This window comes from Nocardia spumae (assembly GCF_020733635.1).
Taxonomy (GTDB): domain Bacteria; phylum Actinomycetota; class Actinomycetes; order Mycobacteriales; family Mycobacteriaceae; genus Nocardia; species Nocardia spumae.
This window is the reverse complement of sequence record NZ_JAJFZL010000001.1, coordinates 141,726-166,113: the sequence shown is the minus strand read 5'-3', so window position 1 is coordinate 166,113 and position 24,388 is coordinate 141,726. Positions and strand designations below refer to the sequence as shown.

Annotated in this window: 19 protein-coding genes and 1 tRNA gene; 7 read left to right on the top strand and 13 right to left on the bottom strand. The window is 68.0% G+C overall.

Annotated features, from left to right (window positions below):
* Positions 1–67: 67 nt before the first annotated feature.
* Positions 68–1,510 carry an FHA domain-containing protein gene (locus LKD76_RS00730; protein WP_227978974.1) on the bottom strand — a complete coding sequence of 481 codons (1,443 nt, stop codon included), beginning with the start codon at positions 1,508–1,510 and terminating at the stop codon, positions 68–70.
* Between the two features lie 281 nt (positions 1,511–1,791).
* Between LKD76_RS00730 and LKD76_RS00725 the strand changes: the two genes are divergently transcribed.
* Positions 1,792–1,874, top strand: a tRNA-Leu gene (locus LKD76_RS00725).
* A gap of 189 nt (positions 1,875–2,063) precedes the next feature.
* Here LKD76_RS00725 and LKD76_RS00720 read toward each other — a convergent pair.
* The 3 genes from LKD76_RS00720 to LKD76_RS00710 form a co-directional block, all read right to left on the bottom strand.
* Positions 2,064–2,294 (bottom strand): LapA family protein, encoded by a 231-nt coding sequence (locus LKD76_RS00720; protein WP_227978973.1) that lies wholly within the window; start codon positions 2,292–2,294, stop codon positions 2,064–2,066.
* 125 nt (positions 2,295–2,419) lie between these two features.
* On the bottom strand, positions 2,420–2,755 hold the full coding sequence (locus LKD76_RS00715) for a GNAT family N-acetyltransferase (protein WP_227978972.1): 336 nt from the start codon (positions 2,753–2,755) through the stop codon (positions 2,420–2,422).
* A 709-nt stretch (positions 2,756–3,464) separates the two neighbouring features.
* Positions 3,465–4,457: a stage II sporulation protein M gene (locus LKD76_RS00710; RefSeq protein WP_227978971.1), complete on the bottom strand. Its 993-nt coding sequence runs from the start codon at positions 4,455–4,457 to the stop codon at positions 3,465–3,467.
* Between the two features lie 81 nt (positions 4,458–4,538).
* Here LKD76_RS00710 and LKD76_RS00705 point away from each other — a divergent pair, with 81 nt between their 5' ends.
* Positions 4,539–5,345, top strand: a complete 807-nt coding sequence (locus LKD76_RS00705; RefSeq protein ID WP_227978970.1) for an RDD family protein — start codon at positions 4,539–4,541, stop codon at positions 5,343–5,345.
* On the opposite strand, the gene LKD76_RS00700 is transcribed toward LKD76_RS00705, so the two are convergent.
* From LKD76_RS00700 to LKD76_RS00680, 5 genes are all read right to left on the bottom strand, one after another.
* On the bottom strand, positions 5,323–6,615 hold the full coding sequence (locus tag LKD76_RS00700) for a DUF58 domain-containing protein (protein ID WP_227978969.1): 1,293 nt from the start codon (positions 6,613–6,615) through the stop codon (positions 5,323–5,325). The two genes, LKD76_RS00705 and LKD76_RS00700, sit on opposite strands and share 23 nt — an antisense overlap.
* Before the next feature lie 4 nt (positions 6,616–6,619).
* Positions 6,620–7,603, bottom strand: a complete 984-nt coding sequence (locus LKD76_RS00695; protein WP_227978968.1) for an AAA family ATPase — start codon at positions 7,601–7,603, stop codon at positions 6,620–6,622.
* A 10-nt stretch (positions 7,604–7,613) separates the two neighbouring features.
* Positions 7,614–8,666 carry a DUF4129 domain-containing protein gene (locus tag LKD76_RS00690; RefSeq protein WP_227978967.1) on the bottom strand — a complete coding sequence of 351 codons (1,053 nt, stop codon included), beginning with the start codon at positions 8,664–8,666 and terminating at the stop codon, positions 7,614–7,616.
* A complete protein-coding gene (locus LKD76_RS00685; RefSeq protein WP_227978966.1) occupies positions 8,663–9,571 on the bottom strand; it encodes a hypothetical protein in 909 nt (302 codons plus the stop codon). Before LKD76_RS00685 ends, LKD76_RS00690 begins: the two co-directional genes overlap by 4 nt.
* Positions 9,572–9,633: 62 nt before the next feature.
* The gene (locus LKD76_RS00680; RefSeq protein WP_227978965.1) at positions 9,634–11,460 is read right to left on the bottom strand and encodes a DUF4407 domain-containing protein; all 1,827 of its coding nucleotides are present in this window, start codon (positions 11,458–11,460) and stop codon (positions 9,634–9,636) included.
* Between the two features lie 271 nt (positions 11,461–11,731).
* Here LKD76_RS00680 and aroQ point away from each other — a divergent pair, with 271 nt between their 5' ends.
* The 5 genes from aroQ (at position 11,732) to LKD76_RS00655 (ending at position 22,007) form a co-directional block, all read left to right on the top strand.
* Positions 11,732–12,487, top strand: coding sequence for a gamma subclass chorismate mutase AroQ (gene aroQ, locus LKD76_RS00675; protein ID WP_227978964.1), 756 nt, complete (start codon positions 11,732–11,734; stop codon positions 12,485–12,487).
* A gap of 702 nt (positions 12,488–13,189) precedes the next feature.
* A complete protein-coding gene (gene gltB, locus LKD76_RS00670; protein WP_227978963.1) occupies positions 13,190–17,854 on the top strand; it encodes a glutamate synthase large subunit in 4,665 nt (1,554 codons plus the stop codon).
* Positions 17,855–17,973: 119 nt separating this feature from the next.
* Entirely contained in the window at positions 17,974–19,443 is a 1,470-nt protein-coding gene (locus LKD76_RS00665; RefSeq protein ID WP_227985033.1) for a glutamate synthase subunit beta, read from the top strand.
* 301 nt (positions 19,444–19,744) lie between these two features.
* The gene (locus LKD76_RS00660) at positions 19,745–20,668 is read left to right on the top strand and encodes a cutinase family protein (protein ID WP_227978962.1); all 924 of its coding nucleotides are present in this window, start codon (positions 19,745–19,747) and stop codon (positions 20,666–20,668) included.
* Positions 20,669–20,813: 145 nt separating this feature from the next.
* A complete protein-coding gene (locus LKD76_RS00655; RefSeq protein WP_227978961.1) occupies positions 20,814–22,007 on the top strand; it encodes an NAD(P)/FAD-dependent oxidoreductase in 1,194 nt (397 codons plus the stop codon).
* Positions 22,008–22,082: 75 nt separating this feature from the next.
* Here the strand turns inward: LKD76_RS00655 and LKD76_RS00650 are convergent, their stop codons facing one another.
* The 4 genes from LKD76_RS00650 to LKD76_RS00635 form a co-directional block, all read right to left on the bottom strand.
* Positions 22,083–22,655: a VOC family protein gene (locus LKD76_RS00650; RefSeq protein ID WP_227978960.1), complete on the bottom strand. Its 573-nt coding sequence runs from the start codon at positions 22,653–22,655 to the stop codon at positions 22,083–22,085.
* 1 nt (position 22,656) lies between these two features.
* Positions 22,657–23,172 (bottom strand): RNA polymerase sigma factor, encoded by a 516-nt coding sequence (locus LKD76_RS00645; RefSeq protein WP_227978959.1) that lies wholly within the window; start codon positions 23,170–23,172, stop codon positions 22,657–22,659.
* 124 nt (positions 23,173–23,296) lie between these two features.
* Positions 23,297–23,581 carry a hypothetical protein gene (locus LKD76_RS00640; RefSeq protein WP_227978958.1) on the bottom strand — a complete coding sequence of 95 codons (285 nt, stop codon included), beginning with the start codon at positions 23,579–23,581 and terminating at the stop codon, positions 23,297–23,299.
* A gap of 113 nt (positions 23,582–23,694) precedes the next feature.
* Complete coding sequence (locus tag LKD76_RS00635; RefSeq protein ID WP_227978957.1) at positions 23,695–24,336, bottom strand: histidine phosphatase family protein; 642 nt, start codon at positions 24,334–24,336, stop codon at positions 23,695–23,697.
* Positions 24,337–24,388 lie beyond the last annotated feature (52 nt).

Sequence of the window (24,388 nt, the reverse complement as noted above, 5' to 3'; positions counted from 1 at the left end):
GGTTGCGATCACGACAGGGGCGAGGGATTTCGCGCCATATCGTGACCTGCACCGGCAGCTTACGGGATCAGACGATTCGGATCAGGATCTCGGAATGCCCGGCGCGGATGACATCCCCGTCGGCGAGCTGCCAATCCTGGACGGGCGAGCCGTTGACCAGCGTCCCGTTGGTGGAACCGAGGTCCGAGAGCATCGCGACCTGGCCGTCCCAGCGAACTTCGATGTGCCGGCGGGACACCCCGGTGTCGGGAAGCCGGAAATGGGCGTCCTGGCCACGCCCGATGATGTTGCTGCCTTCGCGCAACGCGTACGTGCGGCCGCTGCCGTCGTCGAGGTGCAGCGTCGCGGAGTATCCGGACCCGCTGCGCGGCGGCTGTGGGGCGGCGCCGTAGCCGGGCTGCTGGCCATAAGCCTGCTGCTGACCGTAGGCCTGCTCCTCGGGTGCGTAACCGCCCTGGTCGGCGTATCCCGGATCGGCGTAACCCTGGTCGGCGTAGCCCTGCTGGCCGTACCCGCCCGGGGCCTGGGCCGGGTAGCCCTGGTCGTATCCCGGCGCTTGGCCGTAGCCTTGCTGCTGGCCGTAGTTCTGCTCCGGATAACCCTGCTGTTGCCCGTAGCCCTGGTCGGCGTAGCCCTGCTGCCCGTAACCCTGGTCGTAGCCGCCCTGTTCGTAGCCGCCCTGTTCGTAGGACTGCTGCTGGCCGTAGCCCTGGTCGGCGTAGGCCTGCTGGCCGTAACCCTGGTCGTAACTACCTTGGTCGTAGCTGCCCTGTTCGTAGGCCTGCTGACCGTAGGCCGCACCACCCTGCTGCTGGTAGCCCGCACCACCCTGCTGGTAGTCGTAGCCGTTCTGGTAGTCGCCGCCGTACCCGCCCTGTTCCGGAGCGGCGTACTCACCGGCACCGGGGTACTGACCGCCCCGGCCGTAGTCGTCCTGATATTGCGGCGCAGGGCGGCCCCCCGGCGGGGGTGCGTACCCGCGATTGCGTGGATCGGACTCCGCGGGCTCTCGGCTGGGGTCGTAGCCTGAGTTCTGCGTCATGGGGCCAGCTCCTGGTTGCGGGTGTGCGGGTCGTTGTGGGGGTCGTCCAGGTCTATCGGGCGGGCGGTGCGGAGCCGGTGGGTTCCGGCGACCCGCATCCGGGTCCACCCGGCCGTGCGTCCTGAACTGCCCGGTGTGCAGCGTAGGGGATGTCTCGAATTCGACGTGCACTTCACCGTAGGTCTGCCACCCTTGTTCGCGGATGTAGTCCTGTAAATGTCTGGCGAACGCGCGTGTGGTCAACTCATGGTCTGCATCGAGTTCCTGCAGGTCCGTGGGGTTGACGGTGATCACGTAGACATTCGGGGCGAGCAGATGTCCGCCGTCGAGTTCGGCCAATCGATCCGAGGCCTCGCGCTGCAGCGCCGCTTCCACCTCCTGGGGAACGACACTGCCACCGAAGACCCGGGCGAAGGCATCGCCGACAGCACCCTGCAAGCGTCGTTCGAAACGCGAGACGATGCCCATTCCGGCCTCCCTTCGATGCCCGCCCTCGTAATTCCTGCGCTGTATGTCTACGTCAGCTGATCGGTGTGTGCCGTCCGGTAGTCACGATCCCGCGACACGACATGCCAATAGGGCGTGTCGTCGAACGGACACGGTCATTGCATGATATCCACGATCCTCCACACCTGTAACTCACGACCGTCCTCCGCGGTTCCCGCGCGTCGGAAAATTCGCACAGAAATTGTCTTGACCAGGCGATTTCATATGTGTCCCGACCGCGTGCTACTGTCTTCCAGTCGCTCGGGCGAGTGGCGGAATGGCAGACGCGCTGGCTTCAGGTGCCAGTGTCCTTCGGGACGTGGGGGTTCAAGTCCCCCTTCGCCCACAGATGAAGAGCCGCAGATCGAATCCGATCTGCGGCTCTTGTCGTCGGTGGGGAACAGTGCGTACGCGGTGGACCGGAAGCGGTACTGATATCCACTGGGAGAGATGCCGATTCGGGCGATCGCCCCGTGTCGAGCGAGACCCGCCCGTGGCGCGGGCCGACGCGGTGTCGGCCTATGGCGGCGGCTGCTCAGCGGCGATTGCGACGGCGAACCGTCAGTACACCGGCGATCCAGCCGACGACGAAGGTCGCCAGCAATACCAGCCACATCGGTGAGGTGATGTCGATCAGCAGGAATTCGATCGACACCCGGCCGCGGTTCTCGGCGACGAAGATGATCGCCAGCACGATCAGAACCAGCGCCACCCACTGGGTCGGCGAGACGCGAGCGAGGAGGGAACGCTTCTGTGGTGCGGTCATGCTGTCTCCCTTCGCCGTGGGCGGGAGCCGTTCCGTCGGACTCCTTGGTGCCGAACGGAAATGCCCTAACTCTACCGCCGATGATGTGACCCAGGTCATGACCGGAATGGTCGTCGCCGACGCCGTCAGCCCCGCTGGGTCCGCACGTAGTCGACCGCGTCCTGGGTCACCGGATCGGTGATGTCGGCGAATTCCTCGTGCTTCTGGAGGAATCCGGCGACGAAGGGACAGATCGGCACGATGTGCAGCCCGGCCTCCCGGGTTCGCGCCAGCGCCTGCGAGACCAGGGCTCCGGCGAGGCCGCGTCCGGCGAAGTCGGAGTCGATTTCGGTGTGGTAGAAGATCCGCTGCCGGTCGCGGTCGAGGTATTCGGTGAATCCGGCGAGCCGATCGTCCACGCTGATTTCGAACCGTTCCGCGGTTTGCGTGACGACCGGGTCTGCTTGCTGTTCGGCGGTCATGGTCACAGTATTGCGGTCTCGACGGGCGTAATCGGGCAGGTGGCGGGGGAGACGCGCGGGTCGGTGTGATCTTCGCCGCATTCCTGAAGTGCGCCGGAGTGCGATGCGACTCGGATATCCGGGGTCGAAACATTGTTATTCGGGTTCGCTGCCGAAATATTCCGACTTTTCAGTAGAAGTGGATACGTGATATTCCCGTGAGTCCCTAACTTCTGGATCGAATTTCGCAGCTATAACCGACTTTGAGTTTGTTTTTCTGGTCCACCCGTGGACGTCGACCGATACCGAAGTGTCACTCGAGCTCTCTACCTGCGGTGATGACATTCGGGTGAGCATTGGGCGACATGCCGGGAAACGGCCGAGGTCAGCGATCTCGGGGGGCCGGTAACGGTCGAATTAGCAGGAAATATCCCAGCAACCCGGGTGTTGCGGTCCGAGTCCGCCAGGTATTTCCGACCAGCCGCCAGGTATTTGCGAGTGGTCTCCGGAAGTGTCACCCGGCTGCGGGTTTCGGCTCGGTTACGGCCAGGCAGACGGAGTGTGCAGGAGGTTGCGTAGGGATAACGATTGTGTAGAGTCGACGGTAACGCTGGCCGCAGCTGAGCTGGACTCGCTGCGGCCAGTGGATCTCAAATCAGGACTCGATCATCGTCCGCATCCCCCGTTCCTCTCAAGGGATTTTCTCGGCTCGAGCGTATTCCGCGCGAAGTTAGCCGAATATGCGCTCGCCCTCGGCCGCTGCCGACCGCCAGGCCGCCTGTTCCTGCGCGGCCCGCCGTCCGGGGCCGAAGACATAGGCCAGAAATCCGAGTTCGGCAACCAGCCCGATACCGATCCGCACCGGTGCGGGCCAGCCGCTCGGGGTGATGAAGCCCTCGATCAGGCCCGAAACGAGCAGCACCCCCACGAGTCCCAGTGCGATCGCCGCCGTCGCCCGGCCCTGCCGGGCGAGCGCCTCGGCTCGCGGCGCGCGACCCGGATCGATCAGTGTCCAGCCGAGTTTCAGCCCGGCGCCTCCGGCCACGAAAACCGCGGTGAGCTCCAGCATGCCGTGCGGCAGCAGGAATCCGAAGAAGGACTCGAGCCGCCCGGCATCGGCCATCAGACCGGCCGAGACCCCGACGTTCAGGGCATTCATGAACAGCAGGTAGGCGGCCGGGAGAATCAGGATTCCGGTGAACAGCGCGATGGCCGACACCCACGCGTTGTTGGTCCACACCTGCGCGGCGAAGGCATCGTGCGGATGTTCGGAGTAGTAGGACTCGAAGCGGCCACCCGGGGCGGTCAGCGACTCCGCGTTCGCCGGTATTCCCAATGTCTTTCGGGCCGTGGCGGATCCGGACACCCAGATGCCGATACTCGTCGCCACCACCAGGAACGCGCCCGCCACACCGGCCCACCAGAGCCAGGCCCGATAGACCGCGGCCGGGAACCGATGGGTGAAGAAGTAGCCGATCTGGGACCAGGTATCGCTGCGGGCGCCCAGCAGACGGCCGCGGGCTCGGGCCAGGACCGCACTCAAGCCGTTGATCAGCTCCGGGTCGGGCGAATGCGACTGCAGCCGCGCCAGCTGTTGTGAGCTGCGGCGATACAGTGCCACGAACTCGTCCACCTCGGCGCCGGTGAGGCGCCGCCGAGCGGTCAGATAATCGAGCCGGTCCCAATGACGCCGCTGCGCGAACGAATAGGCGTCGACGTCCATCGGATCCTCCTCCTACCGCCGCGGGACCTCCGCCACCGAAGGCTAGTTCGTGGGCGGCCGATTCGGGATACTGGAACGATCATGGCGGAGTTCACCACCGGGGAGGCCGTCTCCCTGCAATTGCCGATCGCGCGGATCCCGACCCGGGCCGCCGCGTTCGCGATCGATCTGCTGCTGCAGCTCGTGCTCGGCCTGATGCTGCTGCTGGTGGTCTTCCTGGTGCTCTTCCAATTCGACCCCGACGAGGCATGGCTGCAAACCTCCGCCCTGGTCGTCATGGTGATCGTGCTGGCCGGCTATCCGATCGTCAGCGAAACCCTGCTGCGGGGCCGGACGGTGGGGAAGATGGCGCTGGGTCTGCGGGTGGTGCGCAGCGACGGCGGTCCCGTCGACTTCCGGCACGCGCTCACCCGAGGCCTCGCCGCGGCCCTGGTCGACTTCTGGAATCTCGGTGGGTTCGGTCTGGTCGCCGTCGTCACCTCACTGTGCTCGCCACGCGCCCGCCGGGTCGGCGATATCCTCGCCGGCACCGTCGTGGTGTCCGATCGCGCGCCGATCCCGATGCCCGCTCTGGCCGTCGCGCCGCCGTGGTTGGTCGACTGGGTCGCGCGACTCGATCTGTCGGGCCTTACCGAGGAGCTGGCACTGCCGGTGCGGCAGTACCTGACCCGCTACGCCGGACTGACCCCCGAGGTGCAGGCGAATCTCGGTGCGGCACTGGTGATCGCGGTGTGTGAGCAGCTGCGGGTCGCACCGCCGGCCGGTTACCCACCGTTGCAGATTCTGGGCGCGGTGATCGGGGAGCGGCAACGCCGGACGCTGCCGCCGCCGCGGCTGCCGTTCTGGCCGATGCCCGCCGTGCGGGCTACAGCGCACCCGATCGCTTGAGTTCCAGATATTCGTCGGCCAGTGCCTCAGGCAGCCGGTCGGGGGCAGCGGCCACCACATCGATCCCCAGGCGCTGCAACGTTTCCCGGACGATCGCGCGTTCGGTGAGCAGATGTTCAGCGGCCGCGGCGGCGTAGACCTCGGCGGAACTGTCGCGGCGCGTCGCCGTCGCCGCGATCTCCGGATCGGTGACCGACACCAGCAGCACCCGATGCCGTTTACTCAGCACGGGTAGCACCGGCAGCAGATTCTCCTCGACCATCGCACCGTCCAGGCTGGTGAACCACACCACCAGACTGCGGCGCCGGGTATGCCGCAGCGCCGTCCGCACCATCGCCGCGGTATCGGTATCCGTCAGCGCGGGCACGATGCCGGACAGGGCGTGCATCACAGTGGGCTGCAAGGCTTTTCCGCGGACCCCGCGCACCTCGGCGCGAATCTCCCGATCGAATGCCAGCAGGTCGACGGTGTCACCGGCGGCGGCCGCGAGCCCGGCCAGCAGGAGCGCGGCCTCGATGCCGATATCCAGCCTGGTCTGCGCACCGAGCCGGGCGGCACTGATGCGTCCGGTATCCATCAGTATCACCACGTGCCGATTGCGTTCGGGTCGCCAGGTGCGCACCAGCACATCGGTGGCCCGAGCGGTAGCCCGCCAGTCGATCGAGCGGACGTCGTCACCGGCCACGTATTCGCGGAACGAATCGAATTCCGAACCCGGGCCGCGGATATTCGCCACCGAACGGCCGTCGAGGTGCTGAAGTCGTTTGACCTTCGCCGCCAGAATTCGCTCCGAACGGAACGGCGGCAGGGCACGGACTCCGGCCGGAACCACTCGCTGGAACTGGCGTCCGGCCAGTCCGAGCGGACCCAGCAGCCGGACCGTCACCGGCCCGGCGACCCGATCACCGCGACGAGTGGGACAGACCGTGGTGCGCACTGTGGTCCTGGTGTTGGCCGGCAGTCGCAGCCGGTGGGTGAGCGCCGGGGCGTGCGCACTGGGCGGCCAGTCGTCCCACAGCAGCGCGCGCACCGGCCGGGCGCCGCGATTGAACACCACCAGCTCGACGGTCGCGGTGCGCCCGACCCGGACGGTGGTAAGCGGTACCCGGCTCAACTCGAGATCATCGGTGCCGCACGCGAGGACATCGATGACGACGAGCACGACGAGCACCCCCGTGCACACCACGACGCCGATCCACGACGGCAGTGCGACGGCCACCAATACGGCGGCCACGGCCGCGCCGAGGGCGAGCCGACCGGTGACGATCATCGCTCTACACCGGGACCGGGACCGAGGCCAGCAACGACGCCATCACAGCTTCACCTGTCACACCGTCCAGCTCGGCCTCCGGACGCAATTGCAGCCGATGCCGCAGCGCCGGCACCGCCACGGCTTTCACATCGTCGGGGGTGACGAACGCCCGGCCGTTGAGCCATGCCAGGGCCCGCGCCGCCGCCAGTACCGCGGTGGCGCCGCGCGGGGAGGCGCCGTGCTGTACGGCGGGTGACGTGCGGGTCGCCCGGCACAGATCCACGATGTAGGCCAGCACCTCCGGATTGATGTTCACCTGCGCGATCGCGGCCCGGGCAGCGGCGATATGGGCTGCTCCGGCCACCGCCCGCACCCCCGCGGCGCCGAGATCGCGCGGATCGAATCCGGCGGCATGGCGTTGCAGGATGCGGAATTCGTCGTCCCGTCCGGGCAGCTGGATATCGACCTTGAACAGGAACCGGTCCAGCTGCGCCTCGGGCAGCGGATAGGTGCCCTCCTGTTCGATCGGATTCTGGGTCGCGATCACCACGAACGGGTCGGGCAGTGGCTGCGGCACCCCGGCCACCGAAACCTGGCGCTCCTCCATGGATTCCAACAGTGCCGACTGGGTCTTGGGCGGGGTGCGATTGATTTCGTCGGCGAGCAGCAGATTGGTGAAGACCGGTCCGCGGCGGAAGGTGAATTCGGTGGTGTGCGGATCGTAGATCTGCGAACCGGTCACATCGCCGGGCATCAGATCCGGGGTGAACTGCACCCGGGTGTGCTCGAGGTCCAGCGCTTCGGCGAGGGCCCGCACCAGCAGCGTTTTCGCCACGCCCGGAACGCCTTCCAACAGCACGTGACCACGGCAGAGCAGGGCGAGCACCAGGAACATCACCGCGTGGTCGTTACCGACGACCGCCTTGCCGATCTCGACCCGCACATCACCGAGCGCCCGCAGCGCCGTGTCGGCGGTGGGGGTGTGGTTGGTCTGCGCCGTTGTCATCCGCTCTCCGTCATCCGATTTCCGATTCGATCCAGTCCAGTTGTGCGGCAACGTATTCCAGTGTCATGTCATCGGGAACCGGGCCGTGGAACGCGGTGGCGATCCGGTGGGGGTCGATGCCGATCCGGGCTCCGATCACCGCGCTCACCTGCTCGGGGGCGGCATCGGTGCGCAGCTCCAGCCGACCGCGGATCCGCCGCAGCGTGGCCGCGCGTAGTTTCGCCGCGACGTGCTCGCGATCCTTCGACCGGCGGTAGAGGGCGGCCTGACCGGCCAGCAGTTCACCGGCCGCCACCTGGACCGGGCGTGGTTCGCCCACCACGGTGCCGCGGCGGCGGCCGCGCCACCACACCACGATCGCCGCGAAGATCAGCGCTTGCAGTCCACCGAAGGCCAGCCACGGCGGTAAACGCTCGAAGATCGAATCGTCGCCCGCGCCGAGTTCCGGCGGCGGGATGTCCTCGCGGTCGGGCGGGGGCGGCGGCTGATGCGTCGGCTGGGGCGGCGCCGTCGGTGCGGCGGACAGCCGCAACAGCAGGTAGACGATCAACGCGATCACCACGACGCCGAGGACCACTGCCCAGAAGCGCTTGTCGCGCAGCAACTGTGGCAGCGGCGGCAGCCGCGGTCGCCGGGGCGCACGCGGCGGCGAGTCCGCCTGATCGACGGGATCCGGTGGTGGCGGCGGTGCGAGGGAGTAGCGGTCGGCCGCGCTGAGCCGCTGGTATTCGTCCGGGCTCGCGGCCCGGCCGCCGTACACGATCTCCTCGAAACTACGGGTGGCGCCGTCGAATTCGTCGGTGGTGCCGGGCAGTGCGCGCGAGGCGGCCCGGGCGGTCTCGCGTGCGGTGCGGGAACGTTCGACCTCGAGTACGCCTCCTTGTTCCAGCCCTCGGACCACCGCGCGAAAACGCTCCCGCAGCGCGGTGTCGAAATCGTGGTGCCCGGCGGCGGATTCGGCCGCGGCCCGGTGCTGGGCGGCCGGGCCCAGCACGGGTGGCGGCGGAGCCGCGGGCCGGCCGGCCGCCGGGTCGGGTGGCGGTGGGAGCTGTTCGCCGGTCACCGCACGGCCTGCCCGGCAGGTATCCGGATATCCGCGCCCTCACGCCCGCAGCGCCGGTCGAGATGGACCACGACCCCGGTGGCGGCGTCCACGGCCGCGGCGAAGGCCGAGATGAGCAGTGCCGCACCGGACAGCAGTGTGACCACCGCCCAGCGATGGGTGCCGGAGATATCGGAGAGGTACCCCAGCAGCCCGCCGACCGGAACGGCCAGTACCAGCAGTACCGCGCGCAGATAGATCCACAGTCCGGCCAGCGGCATGACCCGCCCCGCGGCGAGCAGCTTCGACCGTGCCACGGCGGTGGAGTACGGCACGGATTCGGCGAACAGGATCGGCGCCACCGACCAGCGCCGGCCACGGACCCGGCCCAGCCAGATCGTCGCCGGGATGAGGGTGACCACCAGCGGTGCGCCCAGTGCCAGGATGCCGAAACCGATGAGGGTGGAGATCAGCCGATCAGCCAGCAGCGGTGCCGCGACCGCGGGCAGCCGGGCGACGGCGGTACGCGCGGTGATCGGCTGCCGGTACACCACCGCCAGGCCGATCGGGACCGTGACCGCGACTATCCACAATCGCAGCGCCCATGCACAGCAGGCTGTGGAAAGAACTGCCGCCCAGGCATTTCCGGTGCTCGATCCGTCGGTCAGGGCGGTGACCAGCGCCGTGACGCCGAGGACGATGCCGAGCGCGACGACGAACCCGCCGCCCGCCGGCCCAGCCACCGTACGAATCCGGTGTTGGAGCACCGCGAAGGGCAGATCGGCCAGTTCCCGCCAGGCCAGCGGCCGGATCGGAATCCGTTCACCCTCGCCGCTGCCGGCTGTGGGCAGCGCGACCGGACCGGGTGCGGGAAGCACCTCGGCGGCGGACGCCCGCCTCGTCCGATCGGCTACGGCTGGAAACACGGGCCGAGTCTATCCAGCGAGGCGGCCGCACGACGGGTATCGAACGGCCACCGTCACCGCCGCTATCGGCGGCCGGAACCGGGTGGGAGTTCGCGCGGGGCGCGGTAGCCGAGCTCGGTCGCCTCGTGCGCGGGCAGTGCGCCGTACCGATCGGCGGCGGCGAGTCCGGGGTGACCCGCGCCGGGATGCTGGGGCAGCGCCGCGTATCGCGGATCCTGCGGATGGGCGAGCTGGGAGTACTGGCTCACCGCGGGCGCCGGCGCCTGGCCCGGGACCATCGATACCGACGGATCGTGCGAATCCTCGGAGTTCACCGTGACCTTGCGGGTGCGCTTGAGGGTGAAGGTGATCTCCTCGGCCTCTTCGAACACCTGACGGACCGTGCGCAGTGGTGAGGTGGCCGTATCGATGGCCTGATCCAGGGCGCTGGTGACGAAGCCGGGGACCAGCGGCCGGATCCAGCGCGCCGCGGTATCGGTGAACGGCACCGTGCCGATCACCGGAAGTTCCAGTCCACCGCCCTTTTTCGGGCCGTCCGCCGGGGCGGGAAGTCCGGCCGGATCGTTCGCGGCGAGCGCGGTCGACGGGAGAGGTGCGGGCAGATTCCGCGGTGCGGTCACGGTCGCCTCCTGAGTGGGATGGGTGCGGTCGGCGGACTGTGCGGCGGGAAGTGCGGCCAGCGCTTCGAATTCGGCCACCGCCCGGCGCTGCGGTTCGGTGATGCCGATCTCCAGATTGCCGATGGCCGCGATCACCCGGGTGCGCTGGTGCTCGCGATCGATGACCGTATCGGCGTGCCGGGCCAGCTGCGCGGACGCCAATTCCTGTTCGGCGCGCAGATTTTCGGTTTCGGCGTGGATCTGTGCCCGCTTGACCGCGACGGCGGTGTCGGCGGCCCGTGCCGCGCGATCGGTTTCGGCGCGGGCGGCGACGGCCCGATCGAACGAGGATTCGCCGCGCCAGGTGCGCAGCAGCAGCGGCAGCAGCGCCGTCATCACCGCGATGACGATGACCAGCAGGCGCAACAGCATTGCGCCCGCGTGTCCGGTGGTGTAGTCGTTCATCGCCAGCCAGCGCGCGCCCAGTCCGCGATCACCGGTGTGGAATGCGGCGGCCCGGGTCTGATCCAGGGCGGTCTGCCGGGCGGCGATCTGTTCGTCCAGCGGCTGGACCCGGCCCTGTGCGTTGTTGAGACGGCCGCGGGCGTCCTCGAGCATGGAGTTGGCCGTCTGCGATTCCGGCCCGCGTCCCGGCACACCCGTGATCTTGGTCTGCGGGCACTGCGGGGTCGGGTTGAACTCGCAGCGGGCGATGACCAGTGCCTGGTCCATATCGGTCTGCGCCTGGGTGATGGTCTGCGCGAGGGCGCCGCGTTCGGCGGTGGCCCGGTCGAGTTCGTTGCGGGCGGTGACCACTGTCGCCGCCGCGTCGGCGTCCCGGCGGGCCCGGTCGTCGAGTGTCCGGTCGACCGATCCGCCGAGTATCACGGTGGTCGCCAGCTCGGCGACGACCACGCCGGTGAGTACCGCGACCGCGATCCGCCCCATGCGTTCGACCCGGCCGCGACCATCCGTCCGTCCGGACAGCGGCGCCATCGCCAGGGCTCGCGATACCGCGCCGACCAGCAGGGCCGCGAGTATCGCGGTGACGGCGACGACCGCGGCCGGCCAGTGGGCGGATGCCCCGGCCAGTGCGACCACGACTCCGGAGGCCACCGCGAACAGCACGACGACCGCGCCGGTGACGGCGTAGGCCGATCGCTCGTGCCGGTCACCGTCTCCGGCTTCGGCGCCACCCAGCCAGGTCAGTAGGGCGGTGGCGGATTTCGGCGTCACCACCGTGCCGGAGGACGGGGCGGTGGGCGGTCCGGGGACATGGGGAGCGGTCAACGGATTTCACATCCTCTGGGTCCCAGTCGTTCTCGCACCAGGCGAAACGGTCGCTGCATCGTGGTCCGGGCGGGTGGTGGGGGGAGTTCGCGCAGATGGCAGTGCCACCTGCCGAGCGCCCCGGCCACGCGCGATCAGGTTCAGAGTGACAGGCCGACCGGGTATCCACCGAGTGCGGCGGCATCGATGTGGTAAGCCTCACAGTCGCCGGCGGCGGCGGGTTCCTACGCGTAAGTAGGGATGCCGTGGTCTTCGGTGCGATGGTGGATCTGTGGCAGGAGGGCTGAACGTGCGTCCGGATTCGGATATCCATTCGACGGAGGTCGGGGGAACGGCTGATGGCGGGAACGACACGGCGACCGGAAGTAGCCGCGCCCGTCGCCCGTCGCTGCGCACCGCGGCGGTCGCACTGCTCCTGGCGGCCTGTGGATCGGTCCTGCCCATGACCGCCGAACCCACGTCGCCGGTCGTCGCGGCCGCTCCCGTGCCGGCGCCGTCTCGCGGCGCGCAGGTCTCCGAGCTGAGTCCGCTGGTCGAGCAGGTGCTGCGGCGGCTGAACACCGCTGACGCGGTGGCCGCCGCCAAATGGGAGACGTCGCAGCGCGCCGGGCAGCCCCCGGTCGTGGACGATCCGGTACGCGAAGCGCAGGTCTACGACGCGATGGCCGCGGCCGGGGTCCGATCGGGTCTGCCGCAGGATTGGGTGCGGCAGGTCTTCGCCGGTCAGATCGAGGCCAACAAGACCGTGCAGTACGGCCTGCTCACCCGCTGGCGCTTCGATCCGGCCGCGGCGCCCGTCCCGGGATCATCCGATCTGGCCGCGGTCCGGCCGGTCATCGACGAGGTGAACGGGGAGATCCTGGCCCAGCTGGCCGCCCAACGAGCCGTATTGACCGGGCCGGACTGTGCGCAACGGCTCGCGGCGGCCGTCTTTCCGGTGCTGACCTCGGGTCGGGCGGATGCGCTGCATTCCGCCGCGCTCGTGCGGGCGACCGTAACGCTTTGTCCCGCAACGCATGTGAAATAAACCACAGTCGCACCGGAGTTTGGTTTGCCGAGAATGTGCTGAACTCCACAATCGGAAACGATGCCGTACGGTCCGCACATTGGCGTGGCTTGTCGCTCCGTATCCGGAATGTCTCCTCCGGGTGTCCGGAGAGTTAGCCGTCTTACAACCCGGTTTGCCATCGGGTCATCCTGGGAAATCTGTTCCGACGCAGGTGAGAGCGTTACGCAGGACTTGGCTCCCAGCTCGTGGCCGATGTTCAGGTGCTATCGGCGGCAGTGGCGAACGCGACTCAGCGATCGGCGCTGCCTGCTTTACACTGGAGAACGCGCAGGTAGTGGAGGACCGATGAAGATGCCCAGGTAGACGGAGTATTTAGCACAACCTAAGTTGGTTGGGCACCGGTCCTGACTTATCGTTTGCTCTAGGTGTCGGACGCGAAATGTCCGACTCATCGCCCGGACTCGGCCACGAGCCGCAAGCACCAGCCTAACGGGCGAGCACGGCGCGGTGGGTAGCGAACTCCTCGAGTTCGGCTACCGCCGAGCACCCGACTACGAAACCGAAGCGGGTGGACAACTGGAGAGTTCGACTGCACGGGATGACCATCAGCGCCGCTGGTCGCCACAACGTCCGGACGCAGTCTAGGCGGAGGCGTTTCGACGAAGGCACCGAACTCGGAGGCCTCTTCATTGAAGGCGCCTATTTCTTGAAGGCAGAGGCATGACGCAACTTCCTGGCCACAGGTCACCTGGAAACACCGGGCTCTACGACCCGGCGAACGAACACGACTCCTGCGGTGTCGCGTTCGTCGTCGATATGCATGGCCGCCGTAGCCGCGACATCGTCGACAAGGCTATTACGGCACTGCTGAACCTGGAGCACCGTGGTGCTGCGGGTGCGGAGCCCAACTCCGGTGACGGTGCGGGCATCTTGATCCAGCTTCCGGACACGTTCTTCCGGGCTGCATTGTCCGAAGCCGGGGCCTCCTTCGAGTTGCCGCCGGAAGGCTCCTACGCCACCGGTATCGCATTCCTGCCGCAGGCCCGCCGTGAGGCCGCCCGCGCTTGCTACCGCGTCGAGAAGATCGTCAAGGAAGAGGGCCTGTCGGTCCTCGGCTGGCGCGAGGTTCCGATCGACGAGTCCTCGCTCGGCGCGCTCTCGCGCGACGCGATGCCGACGTTCCGGCAGTTGTTCATCGCCTCGGCCGCCGATTCGGGCGAGCAGCTCACCGGAATGGATCTGGAGCGGCGTGCCTACGTCGTGCGCAAGCGGGTCGAGCACGAGCTCGGCAAGCAGGGCGCCGGCGAGGGCGCGGTCGGCCGCGAGACCGTCTACTTCCCGAGCCTGTCCAGCCAGACCTTCGTCTACAAGGGCATGTTCACCACCCCGCAGCTGCGGGCGTTCTACCTCGATCTGCAGGACGATCGGGTGGAGTCGGCGCTGGGCATCGTGCACTCGCGCTTCTCGACCAACACCTTCCCGTCCTGGCCGCTGGCCCATCCGTTCCGTCGCGTGGCCCACAACGGTGAGATCAACACCGTCACCGGCAACGAGAACTGGATGCGCGCCCGTGAGGCGCTGCTGAACTCCGAGATCTTCGGTACCGACAACGAGGGCAACAACCGGTTGGAGAAGATCTTCCCGGTCTGCACCCCCGGCGCCTCGGACACCGCCCGTTTCGACGAGGTGCTCGAACTGCTGCACCTCGGTGGCCGGAGCCTGCCGCACGCCGTGCTGATGATGATCCCGGAGGCCTGGGAGCGACACGAGTCGATGGATCCGGCGCAGCGCGCCTTCTACCGCTACCACTCGATGCTGATGGAGCCGTGGGACGGCCCGGCATCGGTGTGCTTCACCGACGGCACGGTCGTCGGCGCGGTGCTGGACCGCAACGGTCTGCGCCCCTCGCGCGTCTGGGTCACCGAGGACGGCTTGGTCGTCATGGCCTCCGAGGTCGGCGTGCTCGACATCGAGCCGTCGAAGGTGGTCCGCAAGGTCCGCCTGCAGCCCGGCCGCATGTTCCTGGTCGACACCTCGCAGGGCCGCATCATCAGCGACGACGAGGTCAAGTCGCAGCTGGCCGCCGAGCATCCGTATCAGGAATGGCTCGACGAGGGCATCATCAAGATCGCCGATCTGCCCGATCGCCCGCACGAGCACATGTCGCACGACCGGGTGCTGATCCGCCAGCAGATCTTCGGATACTCCATCGAGGAACTGAACCTGCTGATCTCGCCGATGGCCAAGACCGGTGGCGAAGCACTGGGCTCGATGGGCACCGACACCCCGATCGCCGTGCTGTCCGCGCGGCCACGGCTGCTGTTCGACTACTTCGCCCAGCAGTTCGCGCAGGTCACCAACCCGCCGCTGGATGCCATCCGCGAGGAGATCGTCACCAGCCTGCGCAGCACCATCGGTCCCGAGGCCGATCTGCTGCATCCGGGTCCGGAGTCCTGTCGTCACATCACGCTGACCCAGCCGATTCTCGACAACGACGAGCTGGCCAAGCTCGTCCACATCAACGACGACGGTTCGCGGCCCGAGCTGCGGTCGGTGGTCGTCCGCGGCCTCTACCCGGTGAAGAAGGGCGGCAAGGGCCTGCGCAAGGCGCTCGAGGCCATCAACGCCCAGGTGTCGGCCGCGATCGACGGTGGCGCGCGGATCATCGTGCTGTCCGATCGCGAATCCAACGAGAAGCTGGCGCCGATCCCGTCGCTGCTGCTCACCGCGTCGGTGCACCACCATCTGGTGCGCGAGCGGACCCGCACCAAGGTCGGCCTGGTCATCGAGGCCGGTGACGCCCGCGAGGTGCACCACATGGCCATGCTGGTCGGCTTCGGCGCTGCCGCGATCAATCCGTACATGGCCTTCGAGTCCATCGAGGACATGCTCGACCGAGGTGCCCTGGAGATGCCGGGCAGCACCGGCGACAAGGCCGCCGATTTCGCCGCCGCGGTGAAGAACTACAACAAGGCCGCCGGTAAGGGTGTGCTGAAGGTGATGTCCAAGATGGGCATCTCCACGGTCGCCTCCTACCGCGGCGCCCAGCTGTTCCAGGTCATCGGCCTGTCGCAGGAGCTCTGCGATCAGTACTTCACCGGGCTGAACTCGCCGCTGGACGGTATCGGCCTCGACGAGATCGCCGCTGAGGTCGCCGCCCGACATCGGGTCGCCTACCTGGAGAACCGCAACGAGCGCGCACATCGCGAGCTCGAGATCGGCGGCGAGTACCAGTGGCGCCGCGAGGGCGAGTACCACCTGTTCAACCCGGACACGGTGTTCAAGCTGCAGCACGCGACCCGCTCGGGTCAGTACTCGATCTTCAAGGAGTACACGAAGCTGGTCGACGACCAGTCCGAGCGGCTGGCCTCGCTGCGCGGCCTGTTCAAGTTCAAGACCGAGAATCGGCACGCGATTCCGATCGACGAGGTCGAGCCGGCCAGCGAGATCGTCAAGCGGTTCTCGACCGGCGCGATGAGCTACGGCTCCATCTCGGCCGAGGCGCACGAAACCCTCGCCATCGCGATGAACCGTCTCGGCGGCCGCTCCAACTCCGGTGAGGGCGGCGAGTCGGTGACCCGCTTCGAGCCGGAGGAGAACGGCGACTGGCGGCGCAGTGCGATCAAGCAGGTGGCCTCGGGCCGCTTCGGCGTGACCGCGCACTACCTGACCAACTGCACCGATATCCAGATCAAGATGGCCCAGGGCGCCAAGCCGGGTGAGGGCGGCCAGCTGCCCGCGCACAAGGTGTACCCGTGGGTCGCCGAGGTGCGGCACTCGACGCCGGGTGTCGGCCTGATCTCGCCGCCACCGCATCATGACATCTACTCGATCGAGGATCTGGCGCAGCTGATCCACGACCTGAAGAACGCGAATCCGCAGGCTCGGATTCACGTGAAACTTGTCGCGGAGCCGGGCGTCGGCACCGTGGCCGCGGGTGTCTCCAAGGCCCACGCCGATGTCGTGCTGATCTCCGGTCACGACGGTGGTACCGGTGCCTCGCCGCTGACCTCGCTCAAGCACGCGGGTGGCCCCTGGGAGCTCGGCCTGGCCGAGACCCAGCAGACCCTGCTGCTCAACGGTCTGCGTGACCGCATCGTGGTGCAGGTCGACGGCCAGATGAAGACCGGCCGCGACGTGCTGATCGGCGCCTTGCTCGGTGCCGAGGAGTACGGTTTCGCGACCGCTCCGCTGGTGGTCTCCGGCTGCGTCATGATGCGCGTCTGCCACCTCGACACCTGCCCGGTCGGCGTCGCCACCCAGAACCCGGTGCTGCGCCAGCGCTTCAACGGCAAGCCCGAATTCGTCGAGAACTTCTTCATGTTCATCGCCGAGGAGGTGCGGGAGCTGCTGGCTTCGCTGGGTCTGCGCTCGCTCGACGAGGCCATCGGCCGGGTCGACCTGCTCGACACCACCAAGGCCAAGGAGCACTGGAAGGCGGCCAAGCTGGACCTGTCGCCGATCCTCGACGATGTCGAGACGGCCTTCATGTTCCAGGACCGCCGCTGCACCACGACCCAGGACCACGGCCTGGACAAGGCGCTGGACAATCAGCTCATCGCCCAGTCCGCCGATGCCCTCGAGCGCGGTAAGCCGGTCAAGTTCGAGACCAAGATCACCAACGTGAACCGCACGGTCGGCACCATGCTCGGCCACGAGGTGACCAAGCTCTACGGTGGCGCCGGCCTGCCCGACGACACCATCGACATCACCTTCACCGGTTCGGCGGGCAACAGCTTCGGCGCCTTCGTCCCCGCCGGTATCACGCTGCGTGTCTTCGGTGATGCCAACGACTATGTGGGTAAGGGCCTTTCGGGCGGCCACCTGGTGGTGCGCCCGTCGCTCAACGCGCCGGAGTCGTTCGTCGCCGAGGAGAACATCATCGCGGGCAACGTGATCCTGTTCGGCGCCACCAGCGGTGAGGCTTTCATCCGCGGTGTGGTCGGCGAGCGGTTCTGCGTGCGCAACTCCGGTGCCACCGCGGTGGTCGAGGGCGTGGGTGACCACGGCTGTGAGTACATGACCGGTGGCCGGGTGGTCATCCTCGGTGAGACCGGTCGCAACTTCGGCGCCGGTATGTCGGGCGGTATCGCCTACCTCTACAACCCGAACGGCACGTTCGAAGCCAACCTCAATACCGAGCTGGTCGATATCGAGCAGCTCGAGGGCGAGGACTTCACCTGGCTGCGCGACGTGGTCGCAAGCCATCGCGATGCGACGGGTTCGGCGGTCGCCGAACGCATCCTCAGCGATTGGTCGCAGCAGGTGAACCACTTCGTGAAGGTTATGCCTCGCGACTACAAGAAGGTATTGCTGGCTATCTCCGAGGCTGAGAAGGCCGGCCGGGATGTCGACGAGGCGATCATGGAGGCCGCTCGTGGGTAATGAGAGAGTTCTGCAGTGGCGTCGACGAGGCGCTGTGATTATTCGAGGGCCGCTCGTGGGTAATGAGAGAGTTCTGCAGGTGGCGTCGACGAGGCGCTGTGACTATTCGAGGGCCGCTCGTGGGTGACGCACAGGGATTTCTGAAGCACACGAGCAGGGAACTGCCCCAGCGCCGTCCGGTGCCGTTGCGCCTCATGGACTGGAAAGAGGTCTACGAGGAGAACTTCTCCCACGAGACCCTGCAGACCCAGGCCAGCCGGTGTATGGACTGTGGTATTCCGTTCTGTCACAACGGCTGCCCGCTCGGGAACCTGATCCCGGAGTGGAACGACCTGGTCTACCGCGATCGCTGGCGCGAGGGCATCGACCGGCTGCACGCGACCAACAACTTCCCGGAGTTCACCGGGCGGCTGTGCCCGGCGCCGTGTGAGGCGTCGTGTGTGCTCGGCATCAACCAGGATCCGGTCACCATCAAGCAGGTCGAGGTCGAGCTCATCGAGAACGCCTTCGACGAGGGCTGGGTGCAGCCGATCTACCCGACTCGGCTGACCGGTAAGAAGGTCGCGGTCGTGGGTTCGGGTCCGGCCGGTCTGGCCGCGGCCCAGCAGCTGACCCGCGCCGGTCACACCGTCACGGTGTTCGAGCGCGACGACCGCATCGGCGGTCTGCTGCGCTACGGCATTCCGGAATTCAAGATGGAGAAGCGCTTCATCGACCGCCGCCTGGCACAGATGGAGGCCGAGGGCACCATCTTCAAGGCCGGCGTGAACGTCGGTGTGGATATCACCGCCGAGCAGCTGCGCGAGCGGTTCGACGCGGTCGTGCTGGCCGGGGGCGCCACCATCGCTCGTGATCTGCCGATTCCGGGTCGCGATCTGGACGGCATCCATCAGGCGATGGAGTTCCTGCCGCTGGCCAACCGGGTGCAGCTCGGTGACGCGATCGCCGACGAGGACGGTCTGCCGCGGATTCACGCCAAGGGCAAGAAGGTCGTCATCATCGGTGGCGGTGACACCGGCGCCGACTGCCTGGGCACCTCGCACCGGCAGGGCGCGGCCAGCATCCACCAGTTCGAGATCATGCCGAAGCCGCCGGCCGAGCGCGCCGAGTCGACCCCGTGGCCGACGTACCCGCTGATGTTCCGGATCTCCTCCGCGCACGAGGAGGGTGGTGAGCGCGTCTTCTCGGTGAACACCGAGCGGTTCACCGGCGCGGACGGCAAGGTCACCGGTCTGCAGGCGCACGAGGTGCAGAACGTCAACGGCCGCTTCGAGAAGGTCGAGGGCACCGACTTCACGCTGGAGGCCGACTTGGTCCTGCTGGCGATGGGTTTCGTCGGCCCGCAGAAGCCGGGGCTGCTCGAGGATCTGGGCGTGGGCTACGACCAGCGTGGCAACGTCAAGCGCGGTAAGGACTTCCAGACCACCGTCCCCGGCGTCTTCGTCGCCGGCGATATGGGTCGTGGCCAGTCGCTGATCGTGTGGGCCATCGCCGAGGGCCGCGCCGCCGCGTCCGCGGTGGATCAGCATCTGGAGGGTGAGACCGCGCTACCGGCGCCGATCGCTCCGACGACGGCTCCGCAGCGCTGATTCGCTCATCGAATACCTGAGGCGCCCACGGACTTTCGAGTCCGTGGGCGCCTCACTTTTCCGGGTTGCCCTGCGGAAATGTCGATCGACGTCTCAAACATCGGAAATCGGACGGGTTTTCGCGCTCGGATGGCAGTTCGCGGTTGTCACCGTTATCCTGAGGACCGATATGTCGTCGACACCTGTCCGTGATCGGCGCTTTGCTTCGCCGGGAGTTAACCGCACGGCAATCCGGCGACGGCATCATCATCGGCGGAGAATTTTGGAATGCCCTGCGAGGGCTGACTGAAACTGGAGCAGCATGCGGTTGAAAAAGGTTGTCGCGGCCGCGGGTGCGGCAGTGGCGGTACTGGCTGGGATGACGGTGTCGGGTACCGCTCTCGGAAGTGGCTCCGCGGCGGCGTCTCCCGGGTGCCCGAGTCTGTATGTCGTGGCGATCCCCGGCACCTGGGAGACCGGTGATCACAAGCCCGATCACATGGTCGGCCCCGGGATGCTGTCCGGTGTGACCCGCGGGCTGCCGAGTTCGGCCGACAGCGACTACGTCAGCTACGCCGCGACCGCTTTCCCTTGGGAGGGCGATGTTTACGGTGCCTCGAAGAAGGAGGCGACCGATAACGCGCGCGGCCTGATCCAGGCGATGGCCGCCCGGTGCGCGGGTACCCACTACGCCCTCGTGGGCTACAGCCAGGGTGCCGACGCCGCGGGTGACCTGGCCGCCGAGATCGGCACCGGACTCGGTGTGGTGCCTCCGGATCGGGTGTCGGGCGTCGGCCTCATCTCCGATCCGCGGCGTTCGCCCACCGATGTCCAGGTCGGCCCGGTGGTCGGCGGCGCCGGCGCCGGTGGCCCGCGCGTCGGTGGCTTCGGTTTCGTCAGCGACCGAGTGCGCACCATCTGCGCGGCGGGCGACCTGTACTGCTCCACCGAGGACACCGACTACGTCACCCGGTTCGCGGGCTTCCTGGCCCAGGCCTCCGGTGCCAGCGCGACCAATCTGTGGCGCTACCAGCTCGAGGCCGGTTCCATCGTTGGGGACCTGATGGCGCACGGCGGTATCGGGACCCTGCAGAACCAGCTCACCGAGGGGGCGAACCAGGCACGCGTCCATCAGCTCGAGGACTTCTACAGCTCGGGCACCCACACCTCCTACGGCAACTACGGTGTCGGCGGTGGTCAGACCGCGATCTCGTGGATGCACAACTGGATCGCCGGCATGGCCTGATGCTCCGCTGATCTCGACTCGTCGAGGGCCGCTCCCGATCGGGAGCGGCCCTCTGTCGTTGCGGGCCGGAAAGCTTCGCACACCCCTGTCACATCCTGGGCTCGCGCGGCGTCTTGTGGTCGCAACCTCGAACGAAGGAGAGACCATGACCGGGAACATCGAAGTGGTCGTCATCGGTGGTGGATACGCCGGGGTGATGGCCGCCAACCGTCTGACACAGCGCGACGATGTCGCGGTGACGCTGATCAATCCCCGGTCGGCCTTCGTCGAGCGGATCCGGCTGCATCAGCTGGCGGCGGGCACCCACGACACCGTCGCGGACTACGACACGATGCTCAACGACCGGGTCCGCCTGGTAGTCGACGTCGTGAACCGGATCGACGCGGCCGAGCACCGGGTGACACTGGAGACCGGCGCTACCCTCGGCTACGACTACCTGATCTACGCGGTGGGCAGCCATGGCGCCGACCCTCAGGTGCCGGGATCCGCCGAATTCGCCTATCCGATCGCGACTCTCGAGGATGCGCGGCGACTGCGCGGCGCCCTCGACGCTGTCGGTGACACCGCCCCGGTGGTCGTGGTCGGCGCCGGACCGGCCGGGATCGAGACGGCCGCCGAGCTGGCCGAACGAGGCCACCGGGTGACGCTGATCTGCGGCGCGGTGCTGGGGCCGTATCTGCACGCCCGGGCCCGCCGTGCGGTCGGCAAGCGCCTGGCCCGCCTCGGCGTGACCGTGCTCGCCGGGCCCGAGGCCGTGGCCGTCGCGGTGACTCGCGATATCGTCCGGCTCAGCGGCGGCCATACCCTGCACAGCGCGGTGACGATCTGGACGACGGGGTTCGGTGTGCCCGATCTGGCCGCGCGCAGTGGGCTGAGCACCGATGCCCTCGGCCGCCTGCGTACCGATGAGACGCTGACCAGCGTGGACGACGAGCGGATCATCGCCGCCGGTGATGCGGCGGCACCATCGGACCTGCCGTTCCGCATGGGATGTCAGTCCGCGGTGCAACTGGGCCCGCAGGCCGCCGAAACCGTCCTCGCCCGGATCGCGGGCGGACAGCCGGCGGCCATCGAGGTGGGATTCGCCGGACAGTGCATCAGCCTGGGCCGTCGCTTCGGCATCTTCCAATTCTCCGACCGGCACGACACCGCCAAGCCATACCACCTCGGCGGCCGTCCCGGTGCGGTGCTGAAGGAGGCCATCTGCCGCAGTACCGTCTGGCAGTTGCGCTACGAGGCGCGTCAACCCGGCGTGCGGACCTGGTGGACCGAAGATGCCCGGCGCAGCGACCTGCTCGCGGCGCGGCGGCCGGCGCCCGCCACATCCGAGCAGATCTGACGGAACGGTCTGTGCGGCCGCCGATTTCCCGGGACCGAGGCCACACCCGCCGCGAGGTGGCCTCGATGCGCGGTCCTACCGCTTGCTCACGCGCTGCGGCGGCACCAGCAGAATCCAGCGGTGACCGAACGGGTCGACGATGACCGACCCGCGACCGTAGGGCTGATCCCGCGGCGGCCGCTCCACGGCGGCGCCGTGTTCGGCTGCCGCCCGGGTGAGCTCGTCCACCTCGTCGACCCGCAGGTGCAGCGAATGGCTGTGCTGGGTTCCGGTCGGCGCCGCGACCGGCACCTCGGGCCACAGATCGGACGGTTCGGCGAGCATCAGCACAGAACCGCCGATGTCGAGTTCGGCATGCCCGATCGTGCCGTCGGCGTTGACCTTCGGATCACCGCGGCGGGTGGCGCCGAGCACCGTGACGTACCAGTCCAGCGCACGTCTGGCGTCGTTCACCACCAGGTACGGGGTCAGGACCGGGTAGTCGGTCGCCGCCGCGGCGGCCGTGGTCGGAGCATCGGTTTCGGTCATGTTCGCACCTCCGGTGTGCACTACGGCGTCGAGCAGTCGCTCCCGCAGCCGCTCGGCGAATGTCGGATCCGGGTCCACGGGTTCGGATCGTGCGCGAAGGGCATCCAACGGATCGGTCATCTCAGCCCTCCTCTCCCGCATAGGCCCGGCGAAAGGCGTTGCGCGCCCGGACCAGCAGTGCCTCGGTCGCGTGTACGGTGCGGCCGAGATGGGCGGCCACCTCACCCACCGGCAGGCCGTCCATATAGCGCAGCGTCAAAGCGGCCCGATGGTGCGCGCCCAACTGCGTGAGCACATCCCGCGCCCGGATCGCGTCGATCTCGCCGTCCCAGGGATCGGCGCTGGTGGGTTCGTCGTCGAGCGCCCGCAGACCGCGTTGTTCGCGTTCGACTCGCCGCCAGTGATCGGCCAGCTTGTGGCGCGCCACTCCGATCAGCCATGCCACCGACAGCGCGGGTGCGCCGGGTTTGCGCACCGCGTCGACGGCGGCGAGGAAAGTCTCCGCGGTGAGATCCTCGGCCAGCGGGCGCTGTCCGCACCGGGCGAGCAGATAGCCGTAGACGTGTGGCAATGCCTCGTCGTACAGCTCCAGCAACCCGAACGCCGGATCGGGTCGCACGCGCGGTGTCGTGCTCACATCCTCATAGTCGTCCGAGGACCCGGATCTCCGACGCCCGACGCGATATTTTTTCGGGGTGGCACCGCGTACGGCACGAAGGCCACCCCGGAGATCGGGAGTGGCCTTCGTCGGTGATCGGCGATCAGCCGAAGGAGCCGGTGGGCGGCGGGCCGGGCAGGAAACCGCCCGGCAGGAAACCACCCGGAAGGAAGCCGCCGGGGCCGCCGGGGCCGTTCCAGTCGTCGTGATCGTGGTGGTGATGACGCCACCCGTCGTGGTCGTGGTCGTGCCAGTCCACCGGCGCGGCGGAGGGTGTGTCGGCGAAAGCGGGTACTGCGACCGCCGCCACCGGAGCGGCGGCAACCGCACCGGCGACCGCGATGCGCGCGATCAGCCGGCGGCGGGAAGAACTCTTCGAGGAGAGCAACGGACTACCTTTCTCTCGGAACATGAGCCGTCGTGCGCGGGGCTCATGCTGCCCATCGAACGATCCGTACCTGGGATCGGCAAGCGATGGCGCTGGTAATCGCCTGTGAGTTTTCAGGCCCAAGGTGTGCCAGCGGAGTGGTTGCGCGGCAGCAACTCCCAGACGTGGCTGTTCTCGTTGATGGTGGCGGCGGTGCGCGTTCCGGTGCGTGAGAACAGGACACGGGTGATCGAGCAGTAGTCGATGGGGAAGGTCAGCGGGCGCTCGAGCCCCAGCACATCCTGCAGCAGCACGTTTATCACCCCGCCATGCGCGAAAGCGACCACGGTATCGGTGGGTTCGGCCGCGGCCACGATCTCGGAGACGGTGGTGAGCACCCGTTCGACGAACAGCGGGCCGTCGATCTGCTCCGGTAGATGTCCGGCCTTGATCCGCTCGTAGGTCTCCCGGAAATCCCGCTTGGCATCCTCGATCGGAATGTAGGCGGGCAGGTCTCGATCGTATTCGGCGAGTCCGTCGAGAATCTCGACCGGCAGCCCGAGTTTCTCGGCGGTGGGCGCGGCGGTATCGCGGGCCCGCCGTTGCGGACTGCTGACCACCCGCGCGATCCGATGTTCCCCGCCGGCGAACCGCGTGATCACGGCCGGAACCCGTCCGGCCTGCTCCACCCCCAGCTCGGTGAGTTCGGGATCGGCCGGACCGGATGTGGTCAGCACCCGCCCGGGCTGGGCGTGGCGCACGAGAACAAGCTGCACGGATCTACTGTGCCGGACCGATATCGCCGACCTGCGAACGGGTGCCGTCCGG